Annotated in this window: 12 protein-coding genes, 2 tRNA genes and 4 pseudogenes; 7 read left to right on the forward strand and 11 right to left on the reverse strand. The window is 70.6% G+C overall.

Translation table 11 applies throughout. The annotated features are described in order from the left end of the window. The first annotated feature begins 5 nt into the window (after positions 1-5). Positions 6-821: a triphosphoribosyl-dephospho-CoA synthase gene (locus ACZ6TU_RS29900; protein ID WP_467677986.1), complete on the forward strand. Its 816-nt coding sequence runs from the start codon at positions 6-8 to the stop codon at positions 819-821. Here the strand turns inward: ACZ6TU_RS29900 and ACZ6TU_RS29905 are convergent. Next, positions 811-2,298, reverse strand: a complete 1,488-nt coding sequence (locus tag ACZ6TU_RS29905) for an aminopeptidase P family protein (RefSeq protein WP_469552127.1) — start codon at positions 2,296-2,298, stop codon at positions 811-813. The genes ACZ6TU_RS29900 and ACZ6TU_RS29905 overlap by 11 nt on opposite strands. Before the next feature lie 76 nt (positions 2,299-2,374). Beyond that, positions 2,375-3,892, reverse strand: a complete 1,518-nt coding sequence (locus ACZ6TU_RS29910; protein WP_467677982.1) for a PP2C family protein-serine/threonine phosphatase — start codon at positions 3,890-3,892, stop codon at positions 2,375-2,377. 502 nt (positions 3,893-4,394) lie between these two features. Between ACZ6TU_RS29910 and ACZ6TU_RS29915 the strand changes: the two genes are divergently transcribed. Both ACZ6TU_RS29915 and ACZ6TU_RS29920 read left to right on the forward strand, forming a co-directional pair. After that, entirely contained in the window at positions 4,395-5,060 is a 666-nt protein-coding gene (locus tag ACZ6TU_RS29915) for a bifunctional DNA primase/polymerase (protein WP_467677980.1), read from the forward strand. 55 nt (positions 5,061-5,115) lie between these two features. After that, on the forward strand, positions 5,116-5,751 hold the full coding sequence (locus ACZ6TU_RS29920; protein WP_469552130.1) for a hypothetical protein: 636 nt from the start codon (positions 5,116-5,118) through the stop codon (positions 5,749-5,751). A gap of 243 nt (positions 5,752-5,994) precedes the next feature. Here the strand turns inward: ACZ6TU_RS29920 and ACZ6TU_RS29925 are convergent, their stop codons facing one another. From ACZ6TU_RS29925 to ACZ6TU_RS29935, 3 genes are all read right to left on the reverse strand, one after another. Further along, on the reverse strand, positions 5,995-6,960 hold the full coding sequence (locus ACZ6TU_RS29925) for a DUF5926 family protein (protein WP_467677977.1): 966 nt from the start codon (positions 6,958-6,960) through the stop codon (positions 5,995-5,997). A gap of 121 nt (positions 6,961-7,081) precedes the next feature. Continuing rightward, on the reverse strand, positions 7,082-7,720 hold the full coding sequence (locus ACZ6TU_RS29930) for an ATP-binding protein (protein ID WP_467677975.1): 639 nt from the start codon (positions 7,718-7,720) through the stop codon (positions 7,082-7,084). A gap of 213 nt (positions 7,721-7,933) precedes the next feature. Beyond that, positions 7,934-8,761, reverse strand: coding sequence for a glycerophosphodiester phosphodiesterase (locus ACZ6TU_RS29935; RefSeq protein ID WP_469552132.1), 828 nt, complete (start codon positions 8,759-8,761; stop codon positions 7,934-7,936). 286 nt (positions 8,762-9,047) lie between these two features. Between ACZ6TU_RS29935 and ACZ6TU_RS29940 the strand changes: the two genes are divergently transcribed. Together ACZ6TU_RS29940 and ACZ6TU_RS29945 are read left to right on the forward strand one after the other, a co-directional pair. Further along, positions 9,048-10,484 (forward strand): S1C family serine protease, encoded by a 1,437-nt coding sequence (locus tag ACZ6TU_RS29940; protein ID WP_467677971.1) that lies wholly within the window; start codon positions 9,048-9,050, stop codon positions 10,482-10,484. A 63-nt stretch (positions 10,485-10,547) separates the two neighbouring features. Beyond that, positions 10,548-10,634: transfer RNA gene (locus ACZ6TU_RS29945), tRNA-Ser, on the forward strand. Positions 10,635-10,777: 143 nt separating this feature from the next. Here the strand turns inward: ACZ6TU_RS29945 and ACZ6TU_RS29950 are convergent. From ACZ6TU_RS29950 to ACZ6TU_RS29975, 6 genes and pseudogenes are all read right to left on the reverse strand, one after another. Next, on the reverse strand, positions 10,778-11,095 hold the full coding sequence (locus ACZ6TU_RS29950; RefSeq protein WP_469552134.1) for a hypothetical protein: 318 nt from the start codon (positions 11,093-11,095) through the stop codon (positions 10,778-10,780). A gap of 511 nt (positions 11,096-11,606) precedes the next feature. Next, positions 11,607-12,239 (reverse strand): annotated as a pseudogene (locus tag ACZ6TU_RS29955) (GntR family transcriptional regulator); the annotation flags it as partial. 112 nt (positions 12,240-12,351) lie between these two features. Next, positions 12,352-13,638 carry an MFS transporter gene (locus ACZ6TU_RS29960; protein ID WP_467677969.1) on the reverse strand — a complete coding sequence of 429 codons (1,287 nt, stop codon included), beginning with the start codon at positions 13,636-13,638 and terminating at the stop codon, positions 12,352-12,354. Between the two features lie 406 nt (positions 13,639-14,044). Further along, positions 14,045-14,215 (reverse strand): annotated as a pseudogene (locus ACZ6TU_RS29965) (site-specific integrase); the annotation flags it as partial. Positions 14,216-14,748: 533 nt separating this feature from the next. Then, a pseudogene (locus ACZ6TU_RS29970) lies at positions 14,749-15,012 on the reverse strand (DUF2637 domain-containing protein); the annotation flags it as partial. 49 nt (positions 15,013-15,061) lie between these two features. Beyond that, positions 15,062-15,352 carry a hypothetical protein gene (locus ACZ6TU_RS29975; protein WP_467678231.1) on the reverse strand — a complete coding sequence of 97 codons (291 nt, stop codon included), beginning with the start codon at positions 15,350-15,352 and terminating at the stop codon, positions 15,062-15,064. Here ACZ6TU_RS29975 and ACZ6TU_RS29980 point away from each other — a divergent pair. Continuing rightward, positions 15,344-15,442, forward strand: a pseudogene (locus tag ACZ6TU_RS29980) (protein kinase family protein); the annotation flags it as partial. The gene ACZ6TU_RS29975 and the pseudogene ACZ6TU_RS29980 overlap by 9 nt on opposite strands. Before the next feature lie 16 nt (positions 15,443-15,458). Beyond that, positions 15,459-15,548: transfer RNA gene (locus tag ACZ6TU_RS29985), tRNA-Ser, on the forward strand. Positions 15,549-15,606 lie beyond the last annotated feature (58 nt).

Raw genomic sequence — 15,606 nt, forward strand, 5'->3', positions numbered from 1 at the left:
CGGCGATGAACAGCCATGAGGACCAGGCACTCGCGCACGCGGCCGTCGACGCCCTGGTCGGCCAGCTGGCCCTGGCACCCAAGCCGGGCCTGCCCGACCCGCGCGACCTGACGGCCCGGGCCACCCGCCGGGACCACCGCGCCCTGCGCTGGTCGGCCAGGGCACTGCTCCCCGGCCTCACGGCCATGGCCGCCGCGGCCCGCCGAACGGGTGAACCCAGCCCCCGGCTCCGTGCGGAACTGGGCGCCATCGGCCGCTCGACGGAACACACGGTGGGCCTCGCGGGCGGCGGTCACCGAGGCGCCCTGTGGACGCTCGGCCTGCTGGTCGCGGCTGCGGCGCTGAAACCGGGCGCCGCCCCGGCCGAGACGACGACCCTGGCCAAGCACATCGCCGCCCACCCGGACCGCCGTGCCCCGCGCCGCCCCTCACGCGGCTCCACGGTCTCGGCCAAGTACGGCGCGGCCGGCGCCCGCGGGGAGGCCAGGGCCGGATTCCCGCACGTACGGCGGGCCTTGGACGCACTCACTGCCGCTCGTACCAAGGGCGCCCCCGAGCCTCAGGCCCGTCTGGACGCCCTGCTCACGGTGATGTCGACGCTCCAGGACACGGAGTTGCTGTACATGGCGGGCCCGATGGGCCTACGTCAGGTCCAGGCGGGGGCGCGCGGTGTACTGGAGGCGGGCGGCACGGCGACGGAGCCGGGTGCCGTAGCCCTGCGAGCCTTGGACACCGACCTCGTCAGCCGTGCCTGGAGCCCCCGAGGCAGCGCCCCTCTCCTTGCGGGGGCGCTGTTCCTGGACACGACACTCAGCCCTTGACGGAGGCCATCCACGCCTCGACCTCGTCCGCCCGACGAGGCAATGCCGCACTCAGATTCCGGTTGCCGTCCTCCGTCACGAGGATGTCGTCCTCGATCCGCACACCGATACCCCGGTACTCCTCCGGCACCGTCAGGTCATCGGCCTGGAAGTACAGCCCCGGCTCGACGGTCAGGCACATCCCCGGCTCCAGCACACCGTCGACATACGTCTCGGTCCGCGCGGCAGCGCAGTCGTGCACGTCCATCCCGAGCATGTGCCCGGTCCCGTGCAACGTCCACCGGCGCTGAAGCCCCAGCTCCAGCACCCGCTCCACCGGCCCCTCGGCCAACCCCCACTCGACCAGCTTCTCGGCCAGCACCCGCTGCGCCGCATCGTGGAAGTCCCGGTACTTCGCCCCGGGCTGCACCGCCGCGATCCCGGCCTCCTGGGCCTCGTACACGGCGTCGTAGATCTTCCGCTGGATCTCGCTGAACCGGCCGTTGACCGGCAGCGTGCGCGTGACGTCGGCGGTGTAGTACGTGTGCGTCTCCACACCCGCGTCGAGCAGCAGCAGATCACCCGACCGCACGGGCCCGTCGTTCCGCACCCAGTGCAGCGTGCAGGCGTGCGGCCCGGCCGCGGCGATCGTGCCGTAGCCGACGTCGTTGCCCTCCACCCGCGCGCGGAGGAAGAACGTGCCCTCGATGTACCGCTCGGAGGTCGCCTCGGCCTTGTCGAGGACCTTCACCACGTCCTCGAAACCGCGGACGGTCGAGTCGACGGCCTTCTGCAGCTCGCCGATCTCGAACTCGTCCTTGACCAGCCGCGCCTCGGAGAGGAGGACCCGCAGCTCCTCGTCGCGCTCGGCGGTGACCTTGTCGGTCAGCGCGGCCTCGATGCCGGCGTCGTACCCGCGCACGACCCGCACCGGACCGGTGGCCTCGCGCAGCGCCCCGGCGAGCTCGCGCACGTCGGAGGCGGGGATGCCGTACAGCTTCTCCGCCTCGGTGAGGGAGTGGCGGCGGCCGACCCACAGCTCGCCCTGGCCGTCCAGCCAGAACTCGCCGTTCTCCCGGTTCGAACGCGGCAGGAGATAGATCGTCGCCTCGTGGCCCTCGCCCTTGGGCTCCAGGACCAGGACGCCGTCCTCGGTCTGGTTTCCGGTGAGGTAGGCGTACTCGACGGAGGCGCGGAAGGCGTACTCGGTGTCGTTCGAGCGGGTCTTCAGGTTGCCCGCGGGGATCACCAGCCGCTCGCCCGGGAAGCGCGCGGACAGCGCGGCCCGGCGGGCGGCGGTCTCGGCGGCCTGGGGGACGGGCTGGAGGTCACGCAGCTCGGTGTCGGCCCAGCCGCTCTTCATGTTCTCGGCAAGCTCGTCGGACACGCCGGGGTACAGTCCGTTCTTCCGCTGCTTGATGGGCTCTTCACTCTCGTCCGGGCCTGCTGCGTCAGCAGCATCAGGCACTGCCGGGGTGAGCTCCTCCGCCACGGTCATCCTCCTCGATACGGCACTGGACCGCCCTCCACTCTACGGCGGCGCGGAAGCGGTCTCAGGGCGATGACGAGGAGCGTTACTCGAACCGCGCCGCCAGCAGGACGACGTCCTCCGCACCGTCCGCCGCGTCCAGTCCGTCCGGCAGCACGCTCCGCAGGACGTGGTCGGCGATGGCGCCGGGGTCGCGCCGCAGTGCCCGGGGCGCTCCGGCCGCCGCCGCGTGCAGCCGGGCGAAGGCGCGATCGGTGGTCTCGCCGGTGCGGTGCAGCAGCCCGTCGGTGTACAGCAGGACCGTCTCTCCGGGCTCGGCGAGGATCTCCAGGCTCGGCGCCTCCCAGCAGGCGAGCATGCCCAGCGGGGCGGAGACCGACGTCTCCGCGAACTCGGTGCGGCGCTGTCCGATCAGCAGTGGCGGGCTGTGCCCGGCACCGGCCAGCGTGATCTTGCGGGCGGCCGGTTCGCAGTAGCCGAACAGGGCGGTGGCCGAGCGGGCCGGCTCGGTCAGCCGCAGCAGCAGCTCCAGGTCGGACAGGACGGCGACCGGGTCCTCCCCCTCCATCACGGCGTACGCCCGCAGGGACGCCCGCAGCCGCCCCATCGCGGCGACCGCGCTGGGGCCCGACCCGGTGACGGACCCGACGGCGAGGCCGAGGGCGGCGTCGGGCAGCGGCAGCGCGTCGTACCAGTCGCCGCCGCCGCGTGGGCCGGTGCGGTGCCGGGCGGCGAGCTGGACACCGGCGACCCGCGGCAGCCGCGCGGGCAGCAGCTCGTCCGACATGGTCGCCATGGACGCGCGCGTGCGCTCCAGTTCGAGGAGCCGGGCGAGGTGTTCGGCGGCGTAGCGGGCGTACAGGCCGACGAGGTGGCGCTGCCGCTCGTTCGGTTCGGCGGGTTCGTCGTAGAGCCACACGACGGCCCCGAGGCGGCCGGCGGACTCGGTGGTCAGAGGGAGGGCGTAGCTGGCCGCGTAGCCGAGGCGGGACGCGACCTCGCGGTGGCGGGGGTCGAGCCCCTCCTCGGCGAACAGGTCGGGCTCGGCGATGCCGTCCTCGCCGCCGGGCGGTCCGTCGAGGAACCGGCCGTAGGACAGGGCGCTGCGGGGAACGGTCTCGATGTGGCCGAGGTCGGCGCGGGCCAGGCCCAGGCCGATGGTGGTGTCCGGGCCCAGGCCGTCGCCGGGTTCCAGGACGACGAGGCCGCGGCGGGCGCCCACCAGGGCGGCGCCGGCCCGCAGCAGTTCCTGCAGCGCCTCGTCGAGCGCGGACGTGCGGGCCAGGCGCTCGGTCAGTTCATGGAGGGTGGTGAGGTCGGAGACCCAGCCGGCGAGACGGTCCTGGAGTACCGCGCCCGGCGGGGCCGTGGGGTTTGCCGGGACGGACGAGGAGGCACCACCCGCCGCGACGGGCGCGACAGTGTGTGCGGGCGCCGGAACCGTTGAATCGATTCCAGCCACTTTCGGAGGGTGCGGGGCGTTCATGGCGTCCGGCTTTCCGACCAGCGCGTACTGCTCAAAAGCATCGCAAACCCCCATGTCATTCTGCGCCGCTAGCAGTGTCTCCACATGTACACGCACTCGTGAGGAGATGTCCAGCATTGTCCTGCCGGGATTCCTGGTGTCTGTGAGGATTGAGGGAACAAGTCTCCTTCCTCTTGCGGAAATGCAAAGTTGGCTTAAAACTGCCGCAAGGGACGGCTTATTGCGGTCGACTGGGCTTGCTCGACGGAGCGTCACAACGGTCGCGATGGGTACGTACTCGGTGAAGGCCAGGGGTGGTTGCGAACTACCCGGAACCTGGTGACGGACCCGGGCGTCTTAGCCACTGACGACCGTGCCCCATCCTCCCGTGGCGGAGGCGGAGAGAAATACGCGCGACGGCAAACGCCATACTTCGCCACCCCTACGCCACGCCCGTGCTTTTGACAGACGCAGTATGGGCGGGACGGCCGCGGAGGCAGCCAATGCTCGACCCATAGGGGTTCCCCTTGCGCACGGCAGGGGTGTGATGCGCCAGCAGGTACGCACAGTGAAGTGATCGACACATGATGTGATGTGGACCACGGTGTTGCCGGCGTGCAACGGAAAGGAACGAGCGCTCATGCGCGAGATCCTCGGAAGGCGACGCAGGCTCCTGTCCCAGCGCAGCGACGGGAGGCCTGAGCTGATCGGCGCGGCCCTGACCTACGCGACGGAATGGCAGTGGCCCGTACTCCCGGGCGTGGCGGCGGACCCCGAGGGGCGGAACCGCTGCGGCTGCCCGGACCCCGAATGCACGGTTCCCGGCGCGCACCCCTTCGACCCCGGCCTGCTCGCGGCCACCACGGACGGGCGCATGGTGCGCTGGTGGTGGGGCAACCGGCCCACAGCGCCGATCGTCCTGGCCACCGGCGGCAAGGCGCCCTGCGCGGTCTCCCTGCCCGCCGTACCGGCGGCCCGCGCCCTCGACGCGCTCGACAGCATGGGCATCCGGCTCGGTCCGGTCGTCGCGTCTCCCGCCCGCTGGGCGATCCTCGTGAAGCCGTACTCCATGGAGCAGCTCGGCGAACTGCTCTACGCCAAGGACTTCGTGCCCGGCTCCCTCCGCTTCCACGGCGAGGGCGGCTACCTGGCGCTGCCGCCCTCCGAGACGGGCCAGGGCGAGATCCGCTGGGAGCGGGCGCCGCTGCCCGGCTCGGCCTCGCCGTGGGTGCCCGATGTGGAGGCCGTGGTGGACGCCGTGGTCGAGGCCCTCACTCGTACGGGTGTGAGCGCGCCCGAGTTCTAGGGCTGTCGGGCGCGCCGAGCCCGGGTTACGCCCCGGCGCGTTATGTTCCGGGGCCATGCCGCGTCATTCCCGGGGACGCCCCCGGGACCCCCGAAAGGTCCGACTGCTCGCCCTCGCGGGCGTCGTGGCGGCGTGCGCGGTCGCACTGCCGCTGGCGGTGCCGTCCGTGGGGTCCCCGGATGCGGGGGACGGGGCACGTTCCGGAGGCTCGGCGGACGGCACCGGCGGACGCGGCGGTTCTCTGTCCGGTTCCGGAGGGGGCGCCGTACGTCCCTCCCCGCCGTCCGCCGACGGCAAGGGGCCTTCCGCCGTGGCCGGTCTTCCCGCGGTCGGTCCGGGCCTGTCGACCGCCGCGCGCTGCGGTCCGGGGCTCTCCTCCCCCGACGGCATCGAGGCGCAGACCTGTGTCGTGACGCAGGCCGCGGACACCTGGGCGCGGACCTACTACCGGAATGCGACCGGCGAGGCGCTGGACGCCGTACTGAGCCTGATGGGGCCCGGCTCCCGGACCGTGCGCATCACCTGTGCGGTGGGCGCCGAGGACGAGCCGGGGACGTGTGAGACGCCCCGCGAGCCCGCGCGCGGGGAACTGGCGGCGTACACGGCGGTCGTGGAGTTCGCCCGGCGGGCCGGCCAGGGGCCGCTGCTGCTGCGCTCGGGGAGCAACTCGCCTATGAAATCAGGCAGTTGACGAGCCACTGCGTTCCGTGAACGGCGCGCGCATGGAAAGACCCGGTTGCTGGCGACGGGGGATGCACCAGCAACCGGGCTACGGGAACGGTAACAAGAGATCGGCGGTTCGCAAATTCGATCTCTCGCTTTCCAGTCACCGACTGGCTTGTACCGTCCGGGAGTTGTGAAGGGAGTCACCTGTCCGGAGCGCGAGAGTCCGGCCGGCCGGCCGAGCGGCCGGGCCGGACCCTGTGACGAGCCGTCAGCTGAGCGTGACCTGCCGGTTGGTGAGGCCGCCACGCGCGCGGCGCTCGTCCGCCGTGAGCGGCGCGTCCGTGGCCAGGGCGGCGGCGAGGCGCTCGGCGAACTCCGCCGCTGGCTTCTCCACGTCCTCGGCCGTGACCCCGCTCGGCAGGTCCCAGACCGGCACGGTGAGCCCGTGAGCGCGGAAGGAGCCCACCAGGCGGGTGCCCTCGATCAGGCTCGACCGGCCCGCGGCGTGCAGCCGCGCGAGAGCATCCAGAAGCTGCTCCTCGGGATGGGGCATGACCCACCGCAAGTGGTTCTTCTCGGGCGTCTCGCACCAGTACGCGGCGTCCACGCCCTGGAGCTTGACGGTCGGGATGGCCGCGGCGTTGGCCCGCTCCAGGGAGGCGGTCACCTCCGGCGTGGCGTTCTCCGGGTCCGGCACCCAGAACTCGAAGCCGCTGTGCACTTCTGGCTCGAAGGCGCCCTCCGGGTCGATCAGGTCCTGGAGCCGAGGACCGTCGGCCGGGGCGCGGCGGCCCTGCACGGGTGTGCCGGGCTCGGCTTCCAGGGCGCGCTGGAGGATGTCGGCGAGGTCGCGGCTGATGTCGCCCGACGAGGTGTCGTTCTGGAGGCCGAGCATGACCGAGCCGTCGTCACGGCGCAGGGCGGGCCAGGCCATCGGCAGGACCGTGGCCAGCGTGACCGCCGGGACGCCCTCGGGGAGGCCGTCCTTGAGCGTCAGTCCGACCGTGGCCGCCGGGACCAGCTCGCGCAGGGCCACCCAGTCGCACTCGCCGGGCAGGCCCTCGAAGGGGCGGTGCACCAGCTCGGTCGCGGCGTGGGCCGCGGCCCGGCCGTGACAGGCCTTGTAGCGGCGGCCGCTGCCGCAGGGGCAGGGTTCACGAGCGCCGACGACCGGGATCTCTCCGTCCGTGATCTGCGGGCGCTTGGCCTTCGTCTGGGGTCGCTTCTTGGCCATCGATGGGTCTCCCGGTTACGGCTCGTCTCGTACGGTCGCGAGCCTAGCCGTTCGCGCCTCGGGCGACGGGCTCCTGTGGACAACACGAGTCCCGTGACCAACGGGGCGGGTCGGCGCCGGGTCAGTCCATGTCGTCGAAGGCGTCCGCGAAATCCAGCCCGGGTATCTGGGACACCGCCGGGGCCGTGACGCGTGTCGCGAAGTCGTCGCGGCGGTGGCCGGCGTCCGGGTCGTACACGTCGGCGTGAACGACGACCCACACGGTGACCTCGCCGTGGATGTCGTCCCGGACGCCCCAGTCGTCGGCCAGCGCGGTGATGATGTTCAGCCCGCGGCCGCCGTGCGCCGTGACCGACGGGGTCGCCGGGGCGGGGCGGGTCGGGCCGCCGCCGTCCGTGACCTCGACGATGAGCCGGCCGGACGGGTCCACGCGCCACGCGGCACGGACGTTCCCGTCGCCGGAGAGTGCGTCGCCCAGGGGCCTGCCGTGTTTGCACGCGTTGCTCAAGAGTTCGGAAAGGATCAGTACGGCGTCGTCGATGACCGATTCCGCTACGCCACCTCTGCGCAACTGCGCGCGCATACAGTGTCTTGCTTCCCCCACGCCCGCAGGGCCATGGGGTACGGCCATGCTCGACGACGTGGGCACCTCCTGTGCCACCACCAACGCCACCCCCGAGACCTCCTTTGCCCCACGCCACGGTGTGGATGCCCCATTGGCCTGTACCGGAAACCGGCCAATCCACGTCCTGTGACGCATTCACCACGAGCGAATACGGATCGAACGCGCCGGAGCACTCCCTGTAGTCGTGTGGCTGGATTTCATCGATGTGGCCGAGACGCGAGGATCCCGCCCGTCAACGGGTGGGGTCAAGAGGTGTGCGTGGGTCTGGTGGGACTTGTGTGGTCGGCCACAGCCGTCGGCTCCACCGGCACACATCGGCACCACTGTCACCACTGGCCTCACCGTGTCTCAGCGGCCGAGTTGGTCGAGCACCGCGCGCGGGCGGTTGGTGATGATGGCGTCGACGCCCAGGCCGACACAGATGTCCACGTCCTCGGGCTCGTTCACGGTCCACACGTGGATCTGGTGGCCGGCCCGCTTCAGACGCTCCACGTAGACGGGGTGGTTGCGCACGATCCGGATGGACGGGCCAGCGATCCGCACGCCCGGGGGCAGGCGTCCGTCGCGCAGCCGGGGCGAGACGAACTGCGTCAGGTAGACCGTCGGCAGGGTCGGTGAGGCGGTACGCACGCGGTGCAGCGAGCGGGCCGAGAAGCTCATGACCCGCACCTGGGACTCCTCGGCGGCGGCCGGGGCGTCGAGGCCGAACCGCTTCAGCAGGGCCAGCAGCCGCTCCTCGACCTGGCCCGCCCAGCGCGTGGGGTGCTTGGTCTCGATGGCCAGTTCCACCCGGCGTCCGGCGTCGGCGACGAGTTCGAGCAGCCGCTCCAGGGTGAGGACGGACGTCGCCCCGTGGTCCTCCGGGCGGTGCTCCCAGTCGGGGTCCTCGTCACGTCCCTTGTAGGCCTCGCCTGTCTTCCAGGAGCCGAAGTCCAGGGCGGCGAGGTCGGCGAGCTCCAGGGCGGAGACCGCGCCGCGGCCGTTGGACGTACGGTTGATCCGGCGGTCGTGTACGCACACCAGGTGGCCGTCGGCGGTGAGGCGCACATCGCATTCGAGGGCGTCCGCGCCGTCCTCGATCGCCTTGGTGTACGCGGCCAGGGTGTGTTCCGGGGCGTCCTCGGACGCCCCGCGGTGGGCGACGACTCGAATCACATGCCGGCGTGCGTGGGTCACCGCGTCATGGTGCCACCGCGCGCGGGTACGCGTCTGGTCGGACGGGCCCGACGGATTCACAGGTCCGGACGGAGGCACTGGAATTGCATCCTTTTCGTCGGTAATGACCTATATAAAGAATGGCCCCGGACCCACAGCCACCGCTTATGGTGCTCTGACGGCCGGTGGGAAAAGCTGACGGCATACAAAGGGACAAGCACAGCTGTATCGCGCCGGACCGTCGCCAGCGTGAAAAAGCGTGACCGAGTGCGACCCAGGAAACAGCCGTGGATCGAGGAGAGAAGCTGTGAGCACCGAGAACGAGGGCACCGCGGTACCCCCCGCCCCGTCCGCACCCCCCGTGCCGGTGGACGCTCCCGCTGCTCCGGCCCCACAGGGACAGGCGCCTCAGGGACCGGGACCGTACGGGCAGGACTCCCAGGGGCAGCCCGCCCATGGTCAGGGCGCTCCTGGTGACGCCGCACATCACGGCGTCTCCTCCTCCGCCCCCGACCCCTCCTGGCCCCCGCCCCCGCCGCCGGGCGGCCCGTCGTACGGCGACGGCGGTTCCGGGTCCGGCGGCGGCTGGGGTTCCTCGTACCAGCAGCCGGCGCCGAAGTCCGGCCGTGGCCGCGGTGGTCTGGTCGCCGCGATCCTGGTGGCCGCGCTGGCCGCGGGCGGTCTGGGCGGCGGTCTGGGCTACACGCTGGCGAAGAACAACGACGAGAACAGCGGCTCGACGACGGTCTCCGCCTCCACCAGTGGCGGTGACGTCAAGCGCGACCCGGGCACGGTCGCGGGCGTGGCCGCCAAGGCGCTGCCGAGCACGGTCACGATCGAGGCCGAGAGCACCAGCGGCGAGGGCGGCACCGGCACGGGCTTCGTCTTCGACAAGCAGGGCCACATCGTCACCAACAACCACGTCGTGGCCGGTGCGGCGGACGGCGGCAAGCTCACCGCGACGTTCCCGAGCGGCAAGAAGTACGACGCCGAGGTGGTCGGGCACGCGCAGGGCTACGACGTGGCGGTCATCAAGCTCAAGGAGGCCCCCGGCGACCTGAAGCCGCTCACCCTCGGCGACTCGGACAAGGTGGCCGTCGGCGACTCGACCATCGCGATCGGCGCCCCCTTCGGCCTGTCCGACACGGTGACGACGGGCATCATCAGCGCCAAGAACCGCCCGGTCGCCTCCAGCGACGGCACCGGCAGCCAGGCGTCGTACATGAGCGCCCTCCAGACCGACGCCTCGATCAACCCGGGCAACTCCGGCGGGCCGCTGCTGGACGCGCAGGGCAACGTCATCGGCATCAACTCCGCGATCCAGTCCACCGGCAACGGCGGCTTCGGCACCGGCCAGTCCGGCTCGATCGGCCTGGGCTTCGCCATCCCGATCAACCAGGCTGAGTACGTCGCCCAGGAGCTGATCAAGACCGGCAAGCCGGTGTACGCGAAGATCGGCGCGTCGGTGTCCCTGGACGACACCTCGGGCGGCGCGCAGATCTCCAAGGAGGGCGCGGGCGGCGCCGCCGCACCGGTCGAGCCCGGCGGCCCGGCCGCCAAGGCGGGCCTCAAGCCCGGCGACGTCATCACCAAGCTCGACGACCGGGTGATCGACTCCGGCCCCACCCTGATCGGCGAGATCTGGACCCACAAGCCCGGCGACAAGGTCAGGATCACCTACGAGCGCGGTGGCAAGCAGCAGACGGTGGAGGTCACCTTGGGCTCGCGCATCGGCGACAACTGACCCCCACCCGCGCGCACCGACCCGTTACCCTTGTCCCCGCGCCGCCGATCACGGTCGGCGCGGGGAGGCGTGCCCGAGCGGCCGAAGGGAACGGTCTTGAAAACCGTCGTGGCAGCGATGTCACCGTGGGTTCAAATCCCACCGCCTCCGCGCAGCTAGCAGTGAGAACGGCCCCTGACCAGGAAAATCGGTCAGGGGCCGTCGTGCTGCGTGCTGTCCGTGAGTGCCCGACGCTCCCCGGTGTTCCCCGCTCGATCGGGCACGGCTGGGGCACGGGATCTGGGCCGTACGCGTCACTTCCTGCGGACGGACGCGAGCGCCAGCATCATGCTCGCGAGCAGCACGAACACCACGAGCGCGGCGAAGAACAGGGCCTCGACCCAGCCAGCGTTCGCACCCGTGAGCGTGCCGTCCGCTGACGCGCATGCCACCTCCGGCGGAAAGCTCTGCCGACGCAAGTCGCCGCAGGTGTTCGGCAGGTCGTCATTAACGACGTACGCGTTCACCCAGCAAAGCGCCCAGGTAAGGAGGAAGACACCCAGCGAGGCCAAGGAGACGCCACCCAGTGCAGTCGGGCGCACTGCCTCGGAGCCCGTCGGAGATGCCGTCATGACCGGGAGCGTATCGGCTGATCTTTGTGGCGCTGTGATCAGACCGGTTACCCGCCCACCCCCTCATTGCCCACCACTCACCCCAGCTCCCATCCCGTCTGCCGTCGACCCACACACCGTGGAGCGGGCGTGGTTCCTGGCGTCCAGGTGGAGCGCGCCACTGTACGAACGACCTGGACGCCAGGGGCCGCGTCTGCTCGGCTCTGGGTCGATGGCAGATGGGATGGGAGCTACCCGCGCACGCCACTACTCCGGCCGGCACTCGCGGACGGCGCCCCTGCCATCTCGGAGCCTGAGCGCCCCCGCCGGAGGCATGCTTTGAGCGTTGCCGCGCTTCGGTGGTTCTCGACTCATGGCCCGGCCTGTTTCATGTGGGCGCGCGTCGGCGCAGCCCGGGCGGAGCGGGCCGAGGCAGGAGCGGCGCCCGGAGCGGAGCCGGAAAGCGCGCCCGGCGGAGCGGAGCGCAGCCGGGGCTTGATGAGGTAGAGAAACCTGTAACAGCCGCGCTGCGTCACGCGTCGAAGTCGTACTCCAGGATGTACGAGGCGGCGTCAAGCGTCATCTCGTTGATCTCGACGGGGCGGCCTTCGTCCGCGAATGCGGTGCGGCAGATGAGGATCACGGGCGTGCCTGCGGAGATGCTCAACTGTGCCGACTCATCCCTCGTGGGCATGCGCGAGCGGATCTCTTCGCGGAAGTGCACTGGCTTGTAGCCGAGTTCGGCAAGGCGTGCATAGGTTCCGCCTGGCCCGGTGTCCTCCTGAGTGATAGCTGACCCCGCCACCACTGACGTGGGGAGATAACTCGTCTCGAGCAGCACGGCCTTCCCATCCAGGACGAACCGCTGCCGCCGCACGCAGACGGTCTCCCCCTCAGCCAGATCAAGAACCTGGCTGACGCCTTCCGGTGCCGTCTCCTCCGACACCGTCACTTGATCGACTACGAGCTGCCGGTTCTCGATGTCGGCAGACCAGATGGAGCGACCGCTTCCCCACTGTTCCTGGACAAGTCGCTGGATGCCTCGGCGCCGCAGTGGGCGGAAGGATCGCACGAACACGCCAGCACCCTTGCGGGACTCGGCGACACCCTCGTCCTTGAGCACGCTCAAGGCCTGGCGGGCTGTCATGCGTGCCACGCCGTGCGCTCCGCAACCCGAGATCGGCTGCCCAGGAAGGTCGGGCCCCCGCCTGAGTACGGCGACGGGGAGCACCGACGTTAGGTTCTTCTGAGCAGCGCTGAAACGGCCGTCAGCGTGACTACACCCGCTTCGCCCCCGAACCCTCCGCCCTGTCGTGGGGAGAACCGGTACTGTCCATCTTTCTCCAGGCCGGGAAGATCACCGGGCACAGCGTGGCGAGCAGATACACACTGCCAATCGTCAGCAGCGCACAGGGCAGGCCGGCCGCATCCACGAGGAAGCCCGCGGCCAGTCCGCCCAGCGGAGTGACCAGCTGGACCGCAGCTGTCGTCGCACTCAGCACGCGGCTGCGCAGTTCCTCCGGCACCGTCTCATACGTCACGGTGGCCATGATGGGGTTGAGTACACCGAAGGCAAGACCCTCTACCGCCATGATCACTGCCAGTGGGGTGAACGTGTCAGTGAAGGCGGCCACCACGAAGCGCGGCAGGCCCCCGATGAGAAAAGCGATCGTGAACACGGGCCACCGCCGAAAGCGGCTGCCCACTGCCCCGTAGATCAGCGCCCCCGTGAGTGCGCAGATGCCGAACGCTGCGTTCAGCAGACCGAGGTCAATGGCACCATCAAGCTCCTCACGGGCGTGCACGGGGAGAAGCACGGCGCTCCATCCTTGGTCGAGGCCCCTGGTGACCAGCGTCATCAGACACAGGCCCAGCAGCAGCGGCGTGGCCGCCAGGAAGCGATAGCCGTCCGCGAGTTCGCGACGGTAGGCCCGCAACGATGCTGGCTCGACCTGCCGCCGGGGCTGTGCCTCGGGCAGGCCGCGCACCCCGAACGCGAACAGCGGCGCGGCCACGGCGAAGGTAGCGGCATCCACCAACAGGACGTTCTCGGCTCCGAGTACGGCGATGAGCACACCTCCGAGAGCGGATGCCGTCAGCGCCGCACAGCGTGCCGCACCGTCGTACAACCCGGCAGCCCTGGTCAGCGGCATTCCGGCGCGTTCGGCGAGGGTGGGCAACAACACGCCGCGTGCCGTTTCACCCGGCGAACGGCACAGCCCTGTCACTGCCATCAGCACACACAGCATCCAGAACTGCAGGACGCCGGCGAACTGCAGGAGCGGAATCGCCGCAACCGCGATCCCGCAGGCGAGATCCGAGGCGACACTCACCCGCCGTCGCCCCATCCGGTCGATGACCGGACCACTGACGAGCGCAGCGAGTACTGCGGGCAGCAGCGTGCAGAGGGCGACGATCCCGGCCTTGGCGGCACTGCCCGTGCTTTGTAGCACGAACCACGGCACGCCCATGTACGTGAGGCAATTCCCAGTGATCGAAACGAGGTTGGCGGCAAGAACCGTCGTCAGAGGACGGCGATCACGCGTCAAGAAGTCTTCGGGCACTACGGTGGTCTCCCATGAGGGGAAGCGCCCACCGCGAATGAAGCAGGTCAGCCGGTGGGCGAAGCGAAGTGGTCAGCGTCTGGCGCGCATAGCGAGGCGCACCGCGGTGCGGTGTTCACAAGCAGCGCCTCCAACACTTCGCCGGGACGACCACCCGGCACCTCCACGCATTGTCCCCTCGGACGCCGGCCCTCCGCACGACGATCCGTTTCGCAATGGGCGGGCTCGAACAGGGAATTGACCGAGTTGCACCGATGAGGACAGATCTGCTGACCATCTGGATCTCGGAGCGACACCGGCCCCAAGCGTTCCCGTTCTCGTGAACGAAACCGCCCCCACTGGTTTCTCAGTGAGGGCGACGCGCCTTACGACTCACCGTATGGCGATGTTGCATAGCCCAGCCTGCCTACTCCTCATCTGTGGCATCTAAGGCTCGCTCGATCTGCTCGTTCGAGCGCTGCTGATTGCGGTGGATGGCCTTGGCGTAGAAGCGGAACAGGACCGCGATGCTGTGTCCGGCTCGACGTGCGACTTCGGCCGGGGAGACGCCGGACTCAAGCCAGAGCGAGACGCCCGCGGGGTGGCCGCGGAAGCCGAGCATTGTGGGCCCACTTCATGTGCCGGGGCGCCTGGCCCCGAGCGCGCTAGGGCGGCGTGGAGGGCGGTGGCCATGGGCAGGCCGATACCGAGGCGCCTCTTGAGCTGGGCCGCCGTGATGGGTTCGCCGTGCTCGGCCTGGTGCGATGCGGCGATGGAGCGTGCTTCGTCCAGCAGTGGCTCAGGCACCTTGACCGCAGGCGCAGGCGCGGCGGGGGCCGGGGCTGTGCGTGGAGCGACCGGAGCCGGGGCGGGAACTGGTTCAGGCGCGACGACCGGAGAAGGCGTCGAGGCCGGTTCCCGATCGACGGAGGCCGGGGCGGGGTCTTCGGCCGGTTGCGTATCGGCAGCCGGGGCCGGGGCGGTTGCATCGGTGGCGACCGCGTGGAAGGAGCGCAGGAGCTGTGGGCCGACCGCTCCCCAGCCGAGGAGGAGCAGGGGCGCAACGGCGTCTACAGCGGCGCGGCCGTAGTGCCCGGCGACGATGGGTTCGGCGACGTTGAGGGCCAGGGTCAGCAGGCCGGAGACGTGCATGAGACGGGTTGCTGCCTTCATCTGCTCGGGTGGGACGCCGCGCAGGGAGAGGTAGCGCAGGGCGACCAGGAGCCCGACCACGGATAAATCCACCATCGGTGCGATGCGCGGAGCGATCGGGGCGGGGACGCCCAGGCGCAGGGCCAGAGCCCAGACGTTGCCGAAAGAGAAGACGAACGCCAGGAGGGCGATGACGATCATCACGGCGGTGATGGTGCGCTGAGTGATCCGGTCCTCAGTCATGAGTGTTCACCTCCTTTCCGGGCGAGGCGTGAGGGGTGAGCCTGGCGGGTCAGGCCGCCATCGGCGAGGTGGTGTCGTCCGGGTCGGACTTGCTGAGGTCGACGCCGGGGAGCTGGGCGGTGAGCAGGTCTGCCGGGTCGGCGGTGAGGTGGGCGGTCTGCTGGGCGATGGCGGCGCTGTCCTTGCCGGACACGTAGGGCGTGCGGATGCGGGTGAAGCCGGGCCGGGATTGCTGGTTCATGGAGGCGACGCCGACGTAGGCGCGGTCCTGGAGGTTGATCGGGTTGGCGTCGGGCCACTCCCGGATGTCCTCACCGAGCGCGGCAACAGCGGTGGGCATGTCCCCGAGGGGTACGACTTCCCGTTCCGCGGCTGCCTCGTCCACTACGAAGCACCGGAGATTGCGCGCAGCGTGCTCGCCACAGGGGAGGAGAGCCGGCGGCATCGCGGGCCGTTCCCGAGCGGCCCAAGGGAACGGGCTTGAGAACCGTCGTGGCAGCGATGTCACCGTGGGTTCACATCCCACCGCCTCCGCGCAGGTCATAGATGTTGCAGGTCAGAAGGGGTGTCTCTCACTGAGGGGCGCCCCTTTTG

It is taken from the genome of Streptomyces sp. NPDC052064 (assembly GCF_055585925.1).

What these genes read in the sequence shown, in the direction of transcription:
- ACZ6TU_RS29900 (WP_467677986.1), top strand. Translation starts at nt 6, where the DNA reads ATGAACAGCCATGAGGACCAGGCACTCGCGCACGCGGCCGTCGACGCC.
- ACZ6TU_RS29905 (WP_469552127.1), bottom strand. Translation starts at nt 2,298, where the DNA reads ATGACCGTGGCGGAGGAGCTCACCCCGGCAGTGCCTGATGCTGCTGAC.
- ACZ6TU_RS29910 (WP_467677982.1), bottom strand. Translation starts at nt 3,892, where the DNA reads ATGCTGGACATCTCCTCACGAGTGCGTGTACATGTGGAGACACTGCTA.
- ACZ6TU_RS29915 (WP_467677980.1), top strand. Translation starts at nt 4,395, where the DNA reads ATGCGCGAGATCCTCGGAAGGCGACGCAGGCTCCTGTCCCAGCGCAGC.
- ACZ6TU_RS29920 (WP_469552130.1), top strand. Translation starts at nt 5,116, where the DNA reads ATGCCGCGTCATTCCCGGGGACGCCCCCGGGACCCCCGAAAGGTCCGA.
- ACZ6TU_RS29925 (WP_467677977.1), bottom strand. Translation starts at nt 6,960, where the DNA reads ATGGCCAAGAAGCGACCCCAGACGAAGGCCAAGCGCCCGCAGATCACG.
- ACZ6TU_RS29930 (WP_467677975.1), bottom strand. Translation starts at nt 7,720, where the DNA reads ATGCGTCACAGGACGTGGATTGGCCGGTTTCCGGTACAGGCCAATGGG.
- ACZ6TU_RS29950 (WP_469552134.1), bottom strand. Translation starts at nt 11,095, where the DNA reads ATGACGGCATCTCCGACGGGCTCCGAGGCAGTGCGCCCGACTGCACTG.
- ACZ6TU_RS29975 (WP_467678231.1), bottom strand. Translation starts at nt 15,352, where the DNA reads ATGCCCACCGCTGTTGCCGCGCTCGGTGAGGACATCCGGGAGTGGCCC.